Source organism: Exiguobacterium sp. S22-S28 (assembly GCF_043359615.1).
In the GTDB taxonomy this organism is placed as follows: domain Bacteria; phylum Bacillota; class Bacilli; order Exiguobacteriales; family Exiguobacteriaceae; genus Exiguobacterium_A.
In genome coordinates, this window is sequence record NZ_JBHFFC010000033.1 from 73,067 (window position 1) to 89,363 (window position 16,297).

12 protein-coding genes and 1 riboswitch are annotated in these 16,297 nt (G+C 48.9%); of the genes, 5 read left to right on the forward strand and 7 right to left on the reverse strand.

Annotated elements, in window-relative coordinates; all coding sequences use genetic code 11:
• Positions 1 to 154 precede the first annotated feature (154 nt).
• Together treP and treC are read left to right on the forward strand one after the other, a co-directional pair.
• On the forward strand, positions 155 to 1,594 hold the full coding sequence (gene treP / locus ACHA8N_RS16065) for a PTS system trehalose-specific EIIBC component (RefSeq protein WP_393966306.1): 1,440 nt from the start codon (positions 155 to 157) through the stop codon (positions 1,592 to 1,594).
• A gap of 26 nt (positions 1,595 to 1,620) precedes the next feature.
• Positions 1,621 to 3,264 carry an alpha,alpha-phosphotrehalase gene (treC, locus tag ACHA8N_RS16070; protein WP_393966307.1) on the forward strand — a complete coding sequence of 548 codons (1,644 nt, stop codon included), beginning with the start codon at positions 1,621 to 1,623 and terminating at the stop codon, positions 3,262 to 3,264.
• Between the two features lie 49 nt (positions 3,265 to 3,313).
• Here the strand turns inward: treC and ACHA8N_RS16075 are convergent, their stop codons facing one another.
• On the reverse strand, positions 3,314 to 4,672 hold the full coding sequence (locus tag ACHA8N_RS16075) for an alanine/glycine:cation symporter family protein (RefSeq protein ID WP_147510233.1): 1,359 nt from the start codon (positions 4,670 to 4,672) through the stop codon (positions 3,314 to 3,316).
• Between the two features lie 191 nt (positions 4,673 to 4,863).
• Between ACHA8N_RS16075 and ACHA8N_RS16080 the strand changes: the two genes are divergently transcribed.
• Positions 4,864 to 6,567: a methyl-accepting chemotaxis protein gene (locus ACHA8N_RS16080; protein ID WP_393966308.1), complete on the forward strand. Its 1,704-nt coding sequence runs from the start codon at positions 4,864 to 4,866 to the stop codon at positions 6,565 to 6,567.
• Positions 6,568 to 6,619: 52 nt separating this feature from the next.
• Here the strand turns inward: ACHA8N_RS16080 and ACHA8N_RS16085 are convergent, their stop codons facing one another.
• Positions 6,620 to 7,429: a DUF6612 family protein gene (locus ACHA8N_RS16085; protein WP_147510231.1), complete on the reverse strand. Its 810-nt coding sequence runs from the start codon at positions 7,427 to 7,429 to the stop codon at positions 6,620 to 6,622.
• A gap of 289 nt (positions 7,430 to 7,718) precedes the next feature.
• Here ACHA8N_RS16085 and ACHA8N_RS16090 point away from each other — a divergent pair, with 289 nt between their 5' ends.
• Together ACHA8N_RS16090 and ACHA8N_RS16095 are read left to right on the forward strand one after the other, a co-directional pair.
• A complete protein-coding gene (locus ACHA8N_RS16090) occupies positions 7,719 to 9,077 on the forward strand; it encodes an alkaline phosphatase (protein WP_147510230.1) in 1,359 nt (452 codons plus the stop codon).
• 11 nt (positions 9,078 to 9,088) lie between these two features.
• On the forward strand, positions 9,089 to 9,742 hold the full coding sequence (locus tag ACHA8N_RS16095; RefSeq protein WP_147510229.1) for a DUF4352 domain-containing protein: 654 nt from the start codon (positions 9,089 to 9,091) through the stop codon (positions 9,740 to 9,742).
• 46 nt (positions 9,743 to 9,788) lie between these two features.
• Here the strand turns inward: ACHA8N_RS16095 and ACHA8N_RS16100 are convergent, their stop codons facing one another.
• The 5 genes from ACHA8N_RS16100 to ribD form a co-directional block, all read right to left on the reverse strand.
• Positions 9,789 to 12,428: an EAL domain-containing protein gene (locus ACHA8N_RS16100; RefSeq protein ID WP_393966309.1), complete on the reverse strand. Its 2,640-nt coding sequence runs from the start codon at positions 12,426 to 12,428 to the stop codon at positions 9,789 to 9,791.
• A 131-nt stretch (positions 12,429 to 12,559) separates the two neighbouring features.
• Positions 12,560 to 13,018 carry a 6,7-dimethyl-8-ribityllumazine synthase gene (gene ribH, locus ACHA8N_RS16105; RefSeq protein WP_012371577.1) on the reverse strand — a complete coding sequence of 153 codons (459 nt, stop codon included), beginning with the start codon at positions 13,016 to 13,018 and terminating at the stop codon, positions 12,560 to 12,562.
• A gap of 1 nt (position 13,019) precedes the next feature.
• Entirely contained in the window at positions 13,020 to 14,204 is a 1,185-nt protein-coding gene (gene ribB, locus ACHA8N_RS16110) for a 3,4-dihydroxy-2-butanone-4-phosphate synthase (protein ID WP_393966310.1), read from the reverse strand.
• Positions 14,201 to 14,830, reverse strand: a complete 630-nt coding sequence (ribE, locus tag ACHA8N_RS16115; RefSeq protein WP_147510226.1) for a riboflavin synthase — start codon at positions 14,828 to 14,830, stop codon at positions 14,201 to 14,203. Before ribE ends, ribB begins: the two co-directional genes overlap by 4 nt.
• Entirely contained in the window at positions 14,815 to 15,861 is a 1,047-nt protein-coding gene (gene ribD / locus ACHA8N_RS16120; RefSeq protein WP_393966311.1) for a bifunctional diaminohydroxyphosphoribosylaminopyrimidine deaminase/5-amino-6-(5-phosphoribosylamino)uracil reductase RibD, read from the reverse strand. The genes ribE and ribD overlap by 16 nt, the downstream gene beginning before the upstream one ends.
• A 158-nt stretch (positions 15,862 to 16,019) precedes the next feature.
• A riboswitch (FMN riboswitch) is annotated at positions 16,020 to 16,164 on the reverse strand.
• Positions 16,165 to 16,297: the final 133 nt, after the last annotated feature.

Here is a 16,297-nt window from a genome sequence, read left to right on the forward strand (position 1 = left end):
AGAAACGGATTCATCCTTTTTTTATACCTTTTTAAACTTATCTATATAAGTTGTTGACTTAACTTATATAGATAAGTTAAGATAAGTGTGCGCAAATAAGAAAACGTTTTCATTTCAAATGAGTCTTCAGTTTAATCCAAAAGGAGAATGTGAGATGAAACCCAACTATCGGCAAATCGCAGAACAGATCATCGAACGAATCGGTGGTAAAGACAACGTCGAGCAAGCGGCCCATTGTGTTACCCGCCTGCGCTTGACTTTAAAAGATCAAAGTTTAGTTGAGCAAGACGCGTTACTTGAAGTCCCGCTTGTCAAAGGCGCTTTTTTGAATGCCGGTGTCTATCAAATCGTCATCGGTGCCGGAGATGTTGATCGTGTTTATGCTGAGTTCATTCAATTGACCGGCTTGCAGGCAACGACGATTGCCGACGTCAAATCGTCCGGTGCCTCGAAAATGAATCCATTCCAAAAATTAATCAAAGTCTTTTCCGATGTCTTCATGCCTATCATCCCTGCTATCATCGTCGCCGGACTATTAATGGGAATCAATAATCTGTTTGGAATCGAATTCGGCGGTAAGACGATGATCGAACGGTATCCGAACCTGCAAGGGTTATGGGATTTGATCAATATGATGGCGAATACCGCGTTTGTCTTCCTGCCGGCACTCGTCGGTTGGTCCGCCACGAAACGATTCGGTGGCAGTGAAATCCTCGGGATTGTCATGGGACTGATGCTCGTGCACCCGGATCTCTTAAACGCTTGGAATTACGGTCAAAGTGCCTTAAAAGGGGATATTCCGACGTTCAATATCCTCGGCTTATTTGAAATCGAAAAAGTTGGCTATCAAGGACAGATTTTACCGGTTCTCGCCGCCGCTTACGTCTTAGGTACAATCGAACGCTGGCTCAAGAACCGTGTCCCAAACGCGATTCAACTGCTGGTCGTCCCGATCACGACGATCACCTTAACCGGCTTTTTGGCACTTGCTGTCATCGGACCGGTTACCCGTCAAATCGGGGACTGGATTACGATCGGCGTCGTCAATACGTTTGAAGCCGTCCCACTGCTTGGTGCATTATTATTTGGTGCTCTTTACGCCCCACTCGTCATCACGGGTATGCACCATATGTTCATCGCGGTCGATCTGCAACTGATTGGTCAAAGCGGGACGACGTTTATCTGGCCGATGATTGCCATCTCGAACATCGCCCAAGGATCGGCGACGCTTGCGATGTTATTCCTCGCGAAAAACGCCAATGATAAAAATATGGCGTCGACTTCCGCCATTTCGGCATATTTCGGTATCACCGAACCTGCCATGTTCGGAGTCAATCTCCGGTTCAAATATCCGTTTTACGCGGCACTGGTCGGATCCGCGATTGCGTCTTCATTCATCGCTGTCAGCGGAGTCCTCGCACCGGCGATTGGTGTTGGTGGTCTTCCCGCCTTCATCTCCATCGTTCCGGGATCGATTCTGTCATTCATCATCGGGATGGTCATCGCGATCATCGTTCCGATTGTCTGTACGTTCCTGTTCCATTATGTCTCGACGAAACGTGCCCGCAAAGCGGCACTCAAAGAGGCCGCATAACTGTTTTTAGAAAGGTGTGACCTGATATGACCCTTACGACAACCGACTGGCGTAAATCCGCCGTCTATCAAATTTATCCGAAAAGTTTTTACAGTCCGGAAGGCAAGCCGACCGGTACCCTTCGTGGTGTGACAGCGAAACTTGATTACTTGGCGCGACTTGGTGTCGATTACTTGTGGCTGACACCGGTCTATGCGTCGCCGCAACGCGATAACGGCTATGATGTCAGTGACTATTACACGATTGACCCGTCTTACGGCACGATGGCAGACTTCGACGAACTGATTGCAGAAGCAAAAAAACGTCAGTTGTCCGTCATGATGGACATTGTCGTCAACCACTGTTCGACCGATCATGAATGGTTTCAGCAAGGACGACACCCGGACAATCCGTACCACGACTACTTCATCTGGCGGGACGAACCAACGGACTGGGTGTCCAAATTCGGCGGACCGGCCTGGTCATTTGACGAAGTCGCCGGTAAATATTATCTGCACTTATTTGACGAGACACAGGCCGATCTCAACTGGGAAAATCCGGAGCTCCGGGACGCTGTCTATCGGATGATGGAATTTTGGCGCGATAAAGGGGTCCGCGGCTTCCGACTCGACGTCATCAACTTGATTTCAAAAGATGACCGCTTCGAAAACGATCCGACCGGGGATGGCCGGAAATACTATACGGATGGTCCCCGTGTGCATGACTACCTTCAGGAAATGAACCAACGTGTCTTTGCCGGTCACGACTTGATGACGGTTGGTGAGATGTCCTCGACGACACTCGACCACTGTCTACGTTACTCGAATACGAATGAGCAGGAACTGAAGATGACGTTCAATTTCCACCATTTAAAAGTCGATTATCCCAATGGAGAGAAATGGACGGCAGCACCGTTTGATTTCCTCGAGTTGAAACGGATTCTCTCCGACTGGCAGGTCGGGATGCAAGGGAACGCCTGGAATGCGATTTTCTGGTGTAACCATGATCAACCCCGCGTTGTCAGCCGGTTTGGTGATGATACAATCTACCGGATCGAAAGTGCGAAGATGCTCGCGACAACACTGCACGGTCTGCAAGGAACACCTTATATCTACCAGGGGGAAGAAATTGGAACACCGAATCCAGACTTCACGGATTTAACCGATTACCGGGATGTTGAGACGCTGAACGCCTACACTGAAAAAACAGCACAAGGTGAGACACGTGACCACATTCTTGCGGCCATCCGCCAAAAGTCACGCGATAATGCCCGGACACCGATGCAATGGGATGCATCACCGCACGCCGGCTTTTCCACGGCGACACCATGGATTCCGGTGCCTTCGAATCACGCTTCGATCAATGTTGAAGCAGCACTCGCAGATTCTGATTCCGTCTTCTATCATTACAAAAGGTTGATTCAGTTACGCAAGCAGTATGACGTTTTGACAAACGGCCGTTATCAACTTTTGACACCAGATGATCCATCGATTTGGGCGTACGAACGGACGACCGACGACGAACAACTACTCGTCTTGTCGAACTTTTACGGTACGGATTGTTCGTTCACGTTACCGAATGAGTGGTTGGACCATCAGGTGTTGATTCAAAACTATCCTGATTTTTTAGAGACGTCGGGACAAGTCACATTGCGACCGTATGAATCGGTCATGTTGTATCAAACGACTTAATCAAACAAACCCCGCATTCTCAAACGAGAGTGCGGGGTTTTGTATATCTCTATGAAATGCGTCGATTTGCTTCCTCCCGTTTCAGCTGTTCCCGGAACAGCCGGGTTTCGGCAATGACGACACCGGACAATCCAATCAATCCGATCAAGTTCGGAATCGCCATCAGTCCGTTGAAGACATCTGAGATCGCCCAAACCATATTCAAGTTCGTCGTCATCGCTCCAAGACCCGCGACGAGGACAAACATAATCCGGTACGGTAAAATCGATTTTTGACCAAACAGATAATAGATAGACTTTTCCCCGTAATACGACCAACCAAGGACCGTCGAGAAGGCAAACATGACGAGTCCGATCGTCACGATGTATTTTCCGGCCGGTCCAAGGAACACTTCAAAACTCGCTGTCGTCAACTCGACACCCTCTAATTTCGTATCCAGCTGACCACCCATGACGAGCGTCAATCCGGTAATCGAGCAGACGACAAGTGTATCGAGAAATACTTGTGTCATCGAGACCAGCGCCTGCCGACCCGGAAAATCCGTTTTTGCAGCGGCAGCTGCAATCGGCGCAGAACCGAGACCCGCCTCATTCGAGAACACCCCACGCGCAACCCCGTAACGAATCGCCGCTCCGATTGCTCCACCGGTAATCGCTTCGTTTGAGAACGTACTGCTGAAAATCGTCGAGATGGCACCCGGAATCAATTCGTAGTTCATGACCATGATCAAGAGACCACTTCCGACATAAAAGAAAATCATGAACGGAACAAAATAACTGACGACCTTCCCGATCGATTTAACTCCACCGAGAATGACAACTCCTGTCGCTATCATCAAAACGATTCCTGTCACATACAACGGGACATCGAACGTCGACTTCATCGCAAGGGCGACAGAGTTCGTCTGAACACCGTTTCCGATTCCGAAGGCAGCAAGCGACGCAAACGCCGCAAATAGAACGCCCAACCATTTTTGATTTAGTCCCCGTTCGAGATAGTACATCGGCCCCCCGGCCATTTGTCCCTTCTCATCGACGACCCGATATTTGACGGCGAGAATCGCCTCGGCATACTTCGTCGCCATCCCGAACAATCCCGATAACCACATCCAGACGAGCGCGCCCGGTCCCCCGAGTACGACGGCCGTCGCCACCCCAACGATATTCCCCGTTCCAACCGTTGCGGCGAGCGCCGTCATCAGCGCTTGAAAGTGACTGATGTCCCCTTCGGATGTATCATCCTGATGTTTTGTGAATGCCAGTTTCAACGCATACGGAAGCTTGGTAATCTGAATGAATCCCAATCGTATCGTCAAGTAAATCCCCGTACCGACCAAAAAGACGAGCAACGGCGGCCCCCAAACAAAGTCCGATACCGTGCTGATCCAATCACTAAACGATGTTCCCATTCTTTCCCCTCCTTCAATTCAGTATGTATACTTCTCTATTTTTCAGAATTTACAGATTATTGTCAACATATGATTTCAACTACATGTGATTGTCCAACTTATATTTTTCAAATAAAAGTAAATTCCGAAAGCAACTTGTTATATTACAGATAGTTGGATTGTTGTTCATTTTGCAAAAAGGAGCGTGCATGATGAAGATTAAAACGAAGTTAGTCTTATTGTCCTCCATTCTTTTGCTCAGCCTGATCGCAGTCGGTTTGTTTGGGGCATTTTCACTTAATACTGCCAATCAAAAAAGCAAAACCATCACTTCTTCCTGGATTCCCGGTCTGAACTTGTCACATGAAACGAATACTGCACTGTCTGATTTACGTCGTGTCCAGTTGTTGCATATTCAAGAAGACGATCCAGTGACAAAGGCTGAATACGGCAAACGCTTGACCGATGGACTTGCGACGGTCGACACCAATTTGGCAAAATACAACAAAACAATTTATTCAGCATCCGATCGCACATTATTTGATGCACTCGAAAAAAATCTACAGCGATTTAAGACGACGACAAATGAACTGCTTCGTCTCAGTACGCCGGAAACGAAACAGGAAGCTGTCACTTACTTCGAAGGAACGAGCCGAGACTCGTACTTTGCGGTTTCCGACAGTCTAAAAAAAATCGTCGCTTATAACAATAAACAAGCCGAGAAGACCGGCAACAGCATTACGGAATCCGCAAACCAAGCGTATATCCTGCTCTTTTCCATCATCGGTCTGATCAGTCTGCTCGGCATCATCTTTACGTTCCTGATTCTGCGGTCGATTTTCAAACCGTTAGACCAATTGCAGGAAAAGACACATGAACTGGCAACACAGGGCGGAGACTTAACAGCTCAGATCGATGTAGTCCGTCATGATGAAATCGGACAAATCGCAGATTCCATGAATCAGTTCATCATTCACTTACGCAGTATCATCGTACAAGTCGATGAGACGACGACTCATGTCGTCTCGACCTCGAAACAAGTCGCGGAGCGGATTGGAGAACTCGATCAGGAAATGGCAACGACTTCTCATACGATTGAGCAATTATCTGCCGGTATGCAGGAGACAGCTGCTTCCGCCGAGGAAATGAACTCCTCTGCCATCGACATGGAAACAACGATTCAAACCATTGTCACGATGGCACGGAATAATGGCAAACAAGCACAAGAAGTTGATGAGCGTGCTCATGCCCTGCACGTTGTTGCGACTGACGCTAAGTCATCGGCCACTCATATTTTAACGGAAACAAAAATCCGGCTCGAAGAAGCCATGAACCGGGCAAAAGCAGTTAAGGAAATCTCGGTTTTATCGGACGCTGTCTTGTCAATTGCCGCACAAACGAATCTGTTGGCATTAAATGCTTCGATTGAAGCCGCCCGCGCGGGTGAAGTCGGACGTGGATTTGCCGTCGTAGCGGAAGAAATCCGGAAACTGGCAGAGGGCAGTCGAAATACAGTCGAACAGATTCAAACCGTCTCGCTGTCCGTCATCGATTCCGTTGAACAGCTCAATGCAGCGTCGGGCGATATGTTATCCTTCATCGATACGAAGGTCGTCCATGACTATGATTTATTCGAAGACGCCTCGATTCAATACCGGGCAGATGCTGACGTGTTTGGTTCTGCTGCTGACACTTTCGCAGAACAGGCAGCACAGTTGCAGGAGTTAACCGCCAATATGTTAGGCGTCATTCATGATGTCGCTGTAACTGTCAATGACGGAGCGCAAGGAACACAGTCGATGTCTGAACAGATTGGTCACTCCGTCGAAGCTTTCCGTGATGTCCGCCATCAAACTGCAACCAGTCAGCAACAAGCTGAGTCACTGCATACCGTACTTCGGCAGTTTCAAGTCTGATCGGCAAAACGAAAGTGGGAAACGGATCTTAAACGATCCGTCTCCCACTTTTTTACTGATTTCCGTTCGGTAAAGCCTGCGCATCTTTGGCTTCCGCCGGTAAATCAATCGATTTGATTTCATTAAATTTTGAGAACGTTGATTCGTTTTTCATCGTAAATTCCGATTGTCCGTCCACTTCAAACGCCATTTCCATATCAAGTGTTTTCGGATAATACGTTTTGGCGTCATACGTCATCGAGTAGACCATCTTTTTGTAATCAATTTGATCGATGACATCCTTCATCGGAGCAAGCTGTCCTGTTTGTTCCAGCGAATCTTTCATAAACGCTTTCAACTTGTCTCCCTTTAAATCAACGTCAATCTGATAGACATTTCCTTCTCTTTTAACTGTCCAGCTGTCTTTATATTTCTTGAGCAGCTTTAGATTTTGTTCAGTTGAGGCATTTGACTTCATACCTTCCATCATGTCACCAAGCTCCGAGATGTCCTGAACAAACCACTGGTTATTTTGCGACATGTACAATTTATCATCCATGATATAGTTCTCCACCCGAATGTCTTTTCCATCCTGTGGATTTTTCATATTAACGATTTGATGCATCGCAAGCGGTTTTTGAATGATGTCGACCGCCACCTTTTGATTCACCGACATCTCTCCAGCATCCGAGGTCATGTCGCCTTCCATGTGAAACGATTCGATTTCTTCCTGCGCAGCCGTTGCTTTTTTCAGCAATTCCGTATTCGAAAGCTGTTTCGAACCGTTCGTCCCTCCACCATCTTCTATGGTCTGGTCATTACACCCAGCCAGCCCAATCGTCGCCGTGAGGAAACCAACTGTCATCCACCTTGTTCTCTTCATCGTCATTCCTCCTTGAAATTGATTATCTCTTTTTACGTGTTCATTGATTATCTCTTTTTACGTGTTCTTAATGGAAAATGTTTCAATTGCCTATACTATGCTATTACCTTTCTCCCCAGTTCTTACACCTTTTCATTCAGGTCTTATCTCTTACCTTGTAGGATTGCTGACTATTCTTCATGAAAATTTACATCAGCAAAATGTTCGTTTTACATTTGAACGTTACAGTTAGGTCTGTAGGTTTTACCCAGTAGCGCATACCATTCATTTTCCTTGAGGAGGAACATCCATGAAGTTGAAGCGAATCATTCCTATTATGGCCTTATCCACACTCTCTCTCAGTACAATGGTCTCAATGAACGACGCCGAGGCAAAAACAAAATCAGCAAAATCACCGGAAATCCGCAATGTCATCTTTTTGATTGGTGACGGAATGGGTGTCTCCTATACCTCTGCCCACCGGTATTTAAAAAACAATCCTGCGACGCCAATCGCTGAAAAAACGGCATTTGATCAATATCTGGTCGGTCAACAGATGACGTATCCGGAAGACCCGGAACAAAACGTAACCGATTCGGCTTCTGCCGCAACGGCGATGTCGTCCGGTGTCAAGACATATAACGCGGCAATCGCTGTCGACAACGATAAATCGGAAGTCAAGACCGTCCTTGAAGCGGCAAAGCAACGCGGCAAATCGACAGGACTCGTCGCGACATCCGAAATCACACACGCGACGCCGGCCTCGTTCGGGGCGCATGATGAGAACCGCAAGAACATGAATGCCATCGCCGATGACTACTTTAAAGAACGTGTCAACGGAAAACACAAGATTGACGTCCTTCTCGGCGGCGGGAAGTCGAACTTCGTCCGTCCGGATGTCGATTTGACGAAATCGTTCAAGAAAGACGGATACAGCTATGTCACGGATCTTGATCAAATGCAGGCGGATAAGAACAAGCAGGTTCTTGGTCTGTTCGCGGACGGCGGACTGCCAAAACGCATCGACCGCGAGAATACCGTGCCGTCTCTCGAGCAGATGACGAACTCAGCCATCAAACGTCTCGATTCGAACAAAAAAGGCTTCTTCTTGATGGTCGAAGGAAGCCAAATCGACTGGGCGGGTCACGATAACGATATCGTCGGGGCGATGAGCGAGATGGAAGACTTCGAACGTGCCTTCAAAGCAGCGATCGCTTTTGCGAAAAAAGATAAACATACACTCGTCGTCGCGACAGCCGACCATTCGACCGGTGGTTACTCGATCGGAGCAGACGGTATCTACAACTGGTTCGCCGAGCCGATCAAGGCAGCGAAAAAGACGCCGGACTTCATGGCGGCAAAAATCATTGAAGGCGCCGACGTCCGGAAGACCTTGACGACGTACATCGATCAAAACCGACTCGCTTTGACGGAGGACGAGATCCAGTCCGTCGCACGCGCCGCGGAATCGAAGAAAGTACTCGACGTTGATAATGCGATCGAAGCCATCTTCAACGAACGCTCACACACAGGCTGGACGACAGGTGGTCACACCGGTGAAGACGTCCCTGTCTATGCTTTTGGTCCAGCGAAAGACCGATTTGCCGGTCAAGTTGATAATACGGATCACGCCAAAATCATCTTCGACCTGTTGAAATCGAAGAAATAAGGAGACTTTCCATGAAACAGATACTTGCTGCCTTGATGCTCGGGACGATCCTTGCCGGTTGTGGCAATGCGTCAGACACCACAGAAGAGAAGTCGTCACAGAAGTCGGTCCCGAAACAGGAGACGCCGGTATCGATCGAAAAGTCTGCCGCTTACGTCCCGAACCCGCAATTACCAGATGACCGCGAGCTGACGACTGTCAATCAATCAGTATCCGACGATAAAGGTGAACTGACGTTAAAGAAGATGGTCCAGCCTGACGCGACACACACCATCGGACCGATCACGATGAAAATCGAAGAGATGAAAGTGTTCCATGCCCGTCCGAGTTACGGGATGATCGACTTTTTCCACGGCTTTACCCATGATGAGTCATTCGACCTCGTCAAGACACGTGTGACGATCACGAATACAGGTGACAAGCCGGTCACCTTTAACCCGGTCGCTCATTTCAAACTCGATGCCAAGACTGAAAAGACGATTGAGGACGATGTCTATCTCGAGTCACTCGCGACGACATACGCGCCGTCTGAGACACGGACCGGGAACTTCGGCTTCATCATCGAACAACCGCTTACGTCCGTTGAATTATTGACCAGTGACGTCCTGAACGAGAAACGTGACGTCATTAAAAAAGGTGTTTCAGTCTCAACCCAACTCAAGTAAAAATAAAAAACAGGCAGTCCCTTCCGCATGATACGGAAGGGATTGCCTATTTTTGATACAACGCTGGAATCTGTTCGTGCGGCATCGGACGACCAAAATAATATCCCTGCATCCGGGAACATTCCAAACGATTGAGGACATTGACCTGCTCCAGTGTCTCGACTCCTTCGGCGATGACTTCGAGCTCAAGTGATTTCGCCAAGTGAATGATCGAGGAAATCATCGAGTAGCCGGATGTTGCCGGTTGGATTTTTTCGACGAACTCGCGTGGAATCTTCAACGTGTCAATCGGAAAATCAGCTAGTCGGGATAAGGAAGAATAGCCGGTACCGAAGTCGTCAATTGAAATCGTGAACCCAAGTTCCTTCAGACGATTCATCGTCTCGACCGTCTCCTCAATATCTTCAACGGCCGAGACTTCCGTGATTTCAAGATCAATTCGGGCCGGATTGACCTGTGTTTCTTCTACGAGACGGATTAAGGTCAAGACGAACGTCGGATGGTGGAACTGTTGCATCGAGACATTCAGTCCGACCTTCAACGTCAAGCCTTCGTCTTCCCACCGCTTCGCTTGTAAAAATCCTTCGCGTAACACCCATTCGCCGAGACGAATGATCATCCCCGCCTCTTCTGCCATCGGAATGAAATCGTTCGGGGCAATCATGCCGAGTTCCGGATGATTCCAACGGATCAATCCTTCGACACCCACCATCCGGTACGTCACCGTATCGACTTGCGGTTGATAGTACAACACCAGCTGATTGGTGTCGATCGCAACCGGTAATTCGGACTCGAGCCGCAATCGGTACGATGCTTTCTCCGCAATGTCTTCAAAGAAGATAATCGATTTCCCACCGCTTGATTTGGCCTGATACATCGCTAAATCAGCTTGTTTCAACAACGTCACGATCGGCTTGTCGGTTGTCCGCTGATAACTGACGGCTCCGATACTTGGGTTCGAAATCAGTTCAATCTCATCAATCGTATAGGTCATGCGTAACCGTTCGAGCAGTCGGGCCGTCCGGATCCGTCCGTCCGTTTCCGATGCGACATGACGCAAAATGACCGTAAATTCATCACCGCCTTGACGCGCCACCAGATCGTCCGGCTCTGTCACCTCTTGTAAGCGGCTTGCGACTTGAATCAATAACTGATCTCCGACGTGGTGGCCAAACGAATCGTTGACGAGTTTGAAATCATCCAAATCGATGAAGCACAAGATGATCGTTTCATCGTCCTGTTCCACTTCCACCAAATGATGAAGCACTTCTTCAAAGTACGTCCGGTTGATCGCTCCGGTCAAATGATCGTAATACGCAAGACGGCGAATTTTCAATTCATTTTCCCGCACACGTGTAATATCCTGACCGATTCCATAGATACCGACAAACCGGTCCCGGACACGAATCGGAATGTTTGTTACGTTTAGCAAAACATCCGTCCCGCCCGATTTGCGAAACGTCGTTTCAAATTGATGCGCCGTCATCTCCTCATCAGCTGCTGCTTGCTGTTCCATTAATTGCCGGTATGATTTTCCGACCAGTTGGTCCGCACTTTGCTCCGTCAGTTTTTCGAAGGACGGGTTGGCGCTCTCGATTCTCCCTTTCAGATCAAGCGAATAGACGGCATCCGGATGGTACGTGAACAATGATTTATACCGTTCTTCACTTTCTTCGAGTTCATCTGCCTTATGATGAATTTCTTCTATTAATTCCTGATTGCTCAAAATCATCAAGATCTGCCGGATTAAAATCAACAGAATCGTAATCGCGCAACCGATCATCAACCCGTTCAAGGCCTCATCACGCCGGGCATACAAAGCCATTGTCGAAAACAGGACAATAACAAGCAGATACGGCAAAAACAGTTTCCCCAGTTGTACCGTACTCCGTTGTCGTCTGTCATTCGGCTCGTTCGCATCAACCGGTTTTTTGACGTGCCCCGCTACACCGACCATCAATAATCCGAGGATGAATAACGGATCAATCAAACGAACCGCCTCATTGCCGCTGACGGTCGTCATATAGACAAACAGTGTATCCGCTACGACTTGCAACAAGAGCCCGATAAACAAGAATTGGAGTAAGCGCATGCGCCCCCGCCACTCTTTTTTCTCGAACAGATAATAAATACTGATCATGCAAAACAGAAGCACGATATCACACATCGGATAGGCAAATGCCAAAATCACTTCACCTCGTGATGCAAACGGCGTATCAAACAACGGACGGATCAAGAAAAACCAACTGTACGTGACGGCGACCGTCATGACGATGGCAATATCGAAGATAAAACTAATCAACCGGTTTTTCGTGACATGCCGGCGAATCAAATGTAAAAATGCTATTAAAAAGAAGACCGACTGCCACACATAAAAAATATCCGAGATACCGGGAAAGGGCACGTCGACTTGACGAATATTTTCGTACGACAACCAAATCAGTTCCGCCATCAAATAACTTCCTGTCCCGCAAGCCAAATAAAGAAAAAAACGGCCTTCCTGCTGCTTCGGATTTCGTTGTGCTTGAATTAATAAACAGGTTGCCGAGAAGCAGCCGAGGATGGAAAGCAGGTTACTTCCCCAAGAAGACCATTCCGGTTGCTGTGTGAAAATCAGAATCCACAAGTAATAAACCACCAAAAAGCCGGCGATTCCAGGCAGATAGTACGTTTTTTTCAGACGCATCACGGCCCTCTCCCTTCCAAAAAATGTCTTACTCTCTCCATTAGGGATAGAGCAGATGAAATCCTGCGTCACATACAAAAAAGAGACCCGTTTCCGTTAGAAACAGGTCTCAAGCCTTACGTTTTCCTTCATTAAATGGTCCGTAACAGATTCGCCATCTCAATCGCTGAAACCGCCGCTTCATATCCTTTGTTGCCAGCTTTCGTTCCTGCCCGTTCAACAGCCTGTTCGATCGAGTCCGTCGTTAAGACACCGAAAATGATAGGCACTCCCGTTTCACGCGACGCTCCGGCGACCCCTTTCGCCACTTCGTTGCAGACATAATCGTAATGCGACGTCGCTCCGCGAATGACCGCACCGAGTGTGATGACTGCGTCATAATTTCCGCTTTTCGCAAGTTTTTCTGCAACGAGCGGAATCTCGAACGCTCCCGGTACCCACGCCGTATCGACGGCATCTGCTGCGACTCCGTGACGACGGAATGCATCGTTTGCTCCGCCCACCAGTTTAGATGTGATCAATTCATTAAATCGTGCTGCAACAATCGCGACGCGTAGTCCTTCACCTGTTAAAAATCCTTCAAATACCATGTCATTGTCCTCCTTGGATGTCGAGCAGATGCCCGAGTTTCGTTTGTTTGGTGTGCAGATAATTTTTATTTTCCGGAACCGGTACGATTTCAAGCGGTATCCGTTCGAGCACCGTGATACCCTGTTCTTCCAGTGCCTGTTGTTTTTCCGGATTATTGGTCATCAGACGAATTTTCGTTACGCCGAGATCACGCAACATCGCGGCAGCTACCGTGTAATCACGTAAGTCCGTCGCATAACCGAGTGCGTGATTCGCTTCGACCGTATCGAGTCCTTGCTCCTGCAACTCATAGGCTTTCAACTTCGCCATCAATCCGATTCCCCGTCCCTCTTGGCGCAGGTAGAGAACAGCTCCGCCTTCCTGTCCGATGCGTTCCAGTGCGGCATCAAGTTGCGGACCACAATCACAGCGTTTCGAGCCAAAGACGTCTCCTGTCAAACATTCAGAATGAAGCCGGACGAGCATGCCGTCTTCCGGTTCTCCCGATAAGACGGTGACGTGTTCTTTTTGATCGGGCGTCGTATAACCAAGCATCCGAAATGCTCCGTGATCCGCCGGCAGCAAGACGTCGGCTTCGCGTCGCACCGGACGTTCCAGATAAGAAACGAGTGCGTCGATCGTGATCATCTTCAGTCCATGGACTTCTTTATACGTCAACAAGTCGTCAACACGTGCCATCGTCCCGTCCTCTAAAATGATTTCACAAATGACGGCTGCTTCGGCACTTCCGGCCAGCCGTGCCAAATCAACACCCGCTTCCGTATGCCCCCGCCGTTCCCGGACACCGCCTTCTTTCGCGATCAAGGGGAAGATATGTCCCGGACGCTTGAATTGACCGGACTGATCCGTCAGCATCCGCTGAATCGTCAACGCGCGCTCCGCAGCACTGATGCCGGTCTTCGCCTCTTCGTGATCAATGCTGATCGTAAACGCCGTTCCGTGCGGATCGGTATTGATATCCGTCATCGGGTTCAACTCAAGTCGTTCTGCGAGTTGCGGACTGACCGGTACACAGACAAGTCCTTTGCCGTGAGTGATCATGAAGTTGATTTGTTCCGGTGTCGCATGTTCCGCAAGCAGGATCAAATCGCCTTCGTTTTCCCGGTTTTCATCGTCACAGACGATAATTGGACACCCTTGTTTTAATTCTTCAATGGCTTCTTCTACAAGATCAAATCCGTTCATCCTGCTCCGCCTCCTAAAAATGCCGACCAATCGGTTTTCTGCTCTTGTTGCGTAAAGTGATACAAGTGTTTTGCCATCAGATCACACTCGATATTGACGAGCGCTCCGCTTTGGAGCCGGTCAAACGTCGTCACCTGCCGTGAGTGCGGGATCAACGAAATGGTCAAACTGTTCGTCTCCACGTGTTGAATCGTCAAGCTCGTGCCGTTGATCGCGATTGATCCTTTTGGAATACAGTATTTACTCCAGTCACCGGTTTCGAACCGGTATTCCATCGCTTCACCGTCCGGACGGCGGCTTAACAACCGGGCTGTCCCGTCAATATGTCCACTGACGAAATGACCGCCGAATCGTCCGTTCGCTGGCATCGCCCGCTCCAGTTGCACCGGTGTCCCGACGCGCAATGTCTGAAGGGATGTCGCCCGAATCGTTTCGTGGACGGCATCCGCTGTAAATCCGGTGGCCGTCATCGCTGTCACCGTTAAACAAATACCGTCGACCGCGATACTGTCGCCGATTTTTGTTCCTTCAAGGACATGCCTTGCTTCAATTTCGAGCGCTAGACCGTTCGGACGCGGGACTTTTCGTTTGATCGTTCCGACTTCTTCAATCAATCCTGTGAACATGAGCTGCCTCCTTTCCGCGTATAGCGCAGATGCACATCCTGTCCGATCGGTTCCACGTCCATTAAATCGAATCGATCTTCGATTTCAACGGTACTTGATAATCCCGGTGTTCCATTTAGAACGGACGGCGCTTGATAGATGTCGAGACGATCGACAAGGTCTGCTTCTAAAAACGCCGACTGGATGGTCGGTCCGCCTTCAATCAAGAGACTGCGGATGCCTTGTTCGTATAAGGTCTCGAGAATTCGATCAGGTGTCGAGTACGTTCCGACAAGGACGGTGACATTCGGCTTGGAACTGATCCGTGGTTGTTCCGTCAGCCAGTACGTCGGATTCAGACCGTCGTGCAAGACCTGAAACGTCTCTGACAACCGTCCCCGTCGATCAACGAGGACACGAATCGGTTCGATTCCCTCCTCACTGCGTAACGTCAATGCGGGATCATCCACCACGATCGTTTCACTACCGACTAAGATCGCGTCGTGCGAAGCCCGTAGCCGTCGTCCCGCCACTCGCGCGGCTTCTGACGTAATCCAACGTTGTCCGCCTGTCGTCACGATACCGTTTAAACTTTGGGCGACTTTTACTGTGACTGTCGGCCGTTTTCGCTCGATACTTTGCCAAAACGGTGTATAAAAACGAACCGCTTCGTCTTGCAGCAATCCGACTTCGACCGTCAGTCCGGCGTCGCGCAGACGTGCAATGCCCTGACCCGCGACGATCGCATGACGATCTTCCGTCGCGACGAACACCCGCTTGATACCGGCGGCAATGATTGCTTCCGTGCAAGGAGGTGTTTTGCCGTGATGGTTACACGGTTCAAGCGTGACATACAGATCGGCGCCGCGTGCCGCCTCCCCCGCCATCCGTAACGCTTCGACTTCGGCATGGGGACCCCCGGCAAACCGGTGCGCCCCGAAGCCGATGATTCGTCCGTGCTTCGCAATCACACAGCCGACACTTGGGTTTGGACTCGTTTGTCCGTCTAACATCTCTGCCAATTGCATCGCCTGATGCATTTTATTGTTCATGATTTCGCTCCTTTCAAAAGAAAAAGACGCCGCTGCATTTGCAGGGCGTCATGATTGAAGGGTCACGAAAGAAACGTCTTGTTTTTCTGTTTTGAAGCATACAGAAATAGACCTTTCTCTGAATGTATTTTTTCAGAAAATGGTTTCAAGCACATTTTTTCGTTCTTCTCCCATCCGGACTTTACCGTCGGCCTTGGAATCACACCAAGTCAGCCATAGTGCGTACACTATGGGTCGCGGGCTCGTCGACTCGAAAATCGCATCACCGCCGGTTGGGATTTTCACCCTACCCCGAAGAACTGGTTATTCAGTTGTACAGCTCAAGACTAGCACAGGTTATTTTAAAATACAAAAAAGAATTTGTTTTTACTTCCATTCCTGAAAAAAAGTACGTCCCATTCAGCCGACGATCAAAGCAACGTCTGCTGGATGGAAA

What these genes read in the sequence shown, in the direction of transcription:
- treP (WP_393966306.1), top strand. Translation starts at nt 155, where the DNA reads ATGAAACCCAACTATCGGCAAATCGCAGAACAGATCATCGAACGAATC.
- treC (WP_393966307.1), top strand. Translation starts at nt 1,621, where the DNA reads ATGACCCTTACGACAACCGACTGGCGTAAATCCGCCGTCTATCAAATT.
- ACHA8N_RS16090 (WP_147510230.1), top strand. Translation starts at nt 7,719, where the DNA reads ATGAAGTTGAAGCGAATCATTCCTATTATGGCCTTATCCACACTCTCT.
- ribH (WP_012371577.1), bottom strand. Translation starts at nt 13,018, where the DNA reads ATGGTATTTGAAGGATTTTTAACAGGTGAAGGACTACGCGTCGCGATT.
- ACHA8N_RS16075 (WP_147510233.1), bottom strand. Translation starts at nt 4,672, where the DNA reads ATGGGAACATCGTTTAGTGATTGGATCAGCACGGTATCGGACTTTGTT.
- ACHA8N_RS16095 (WP_147510229.1), top strand. Translation starts at nt 9,089, where the DNA reads ATGAAACAGATACTTGCTGCCTTGATGCTCGGGACGATCCTTGCCGGT.
- ACHA8N_RS16080 (WP_393966308.1), top strand. Translation starts at nt 4,864, where the DNA reads ATGAAGATTAAAACGAAGTTAGTCTTATTGTCCTCCATTCTTTTGCTC.
- ribD (WP_393966311.1), bottom strand. Translation starts at nt 15,861, where the DNA reads ATGAACAATAAAATGCATCAGGCGATGCAATTGGCAGAGATGTTAGAC.
- ACHA8N_RS16100 (WP_393966309.1), bottom strand. Translation starts at nt 12,428, where the DNA reads ATGCGTCTGAAAAAAACGTACTATCTGCCTGGAATCGCCGGCTTTTTG.
- ACHA8N_RS16085 (WP_147510231.1), bottom strand. Translation starts at nt 7,429, where the DNA reads ATGAAGAGAACAAGGTGGATGACAGTTGGTTTCCTCACGGCGACGATT.
- ribB (WP_393966310.1), bottom strand. Translation starts at nt 14,204, where the DNA reads ATGAACGGATTTGATCTTGTAGAAGAAGCCATTGAAGAATTAAAACAA.
- ribE (WP_147510226.1), bottom strand. Translation starts at nt 14,830, where the DNA reads ATGTTCACAGGATTGATTGAAGAAGTCGGAACGATCAAACGAAAAGTC.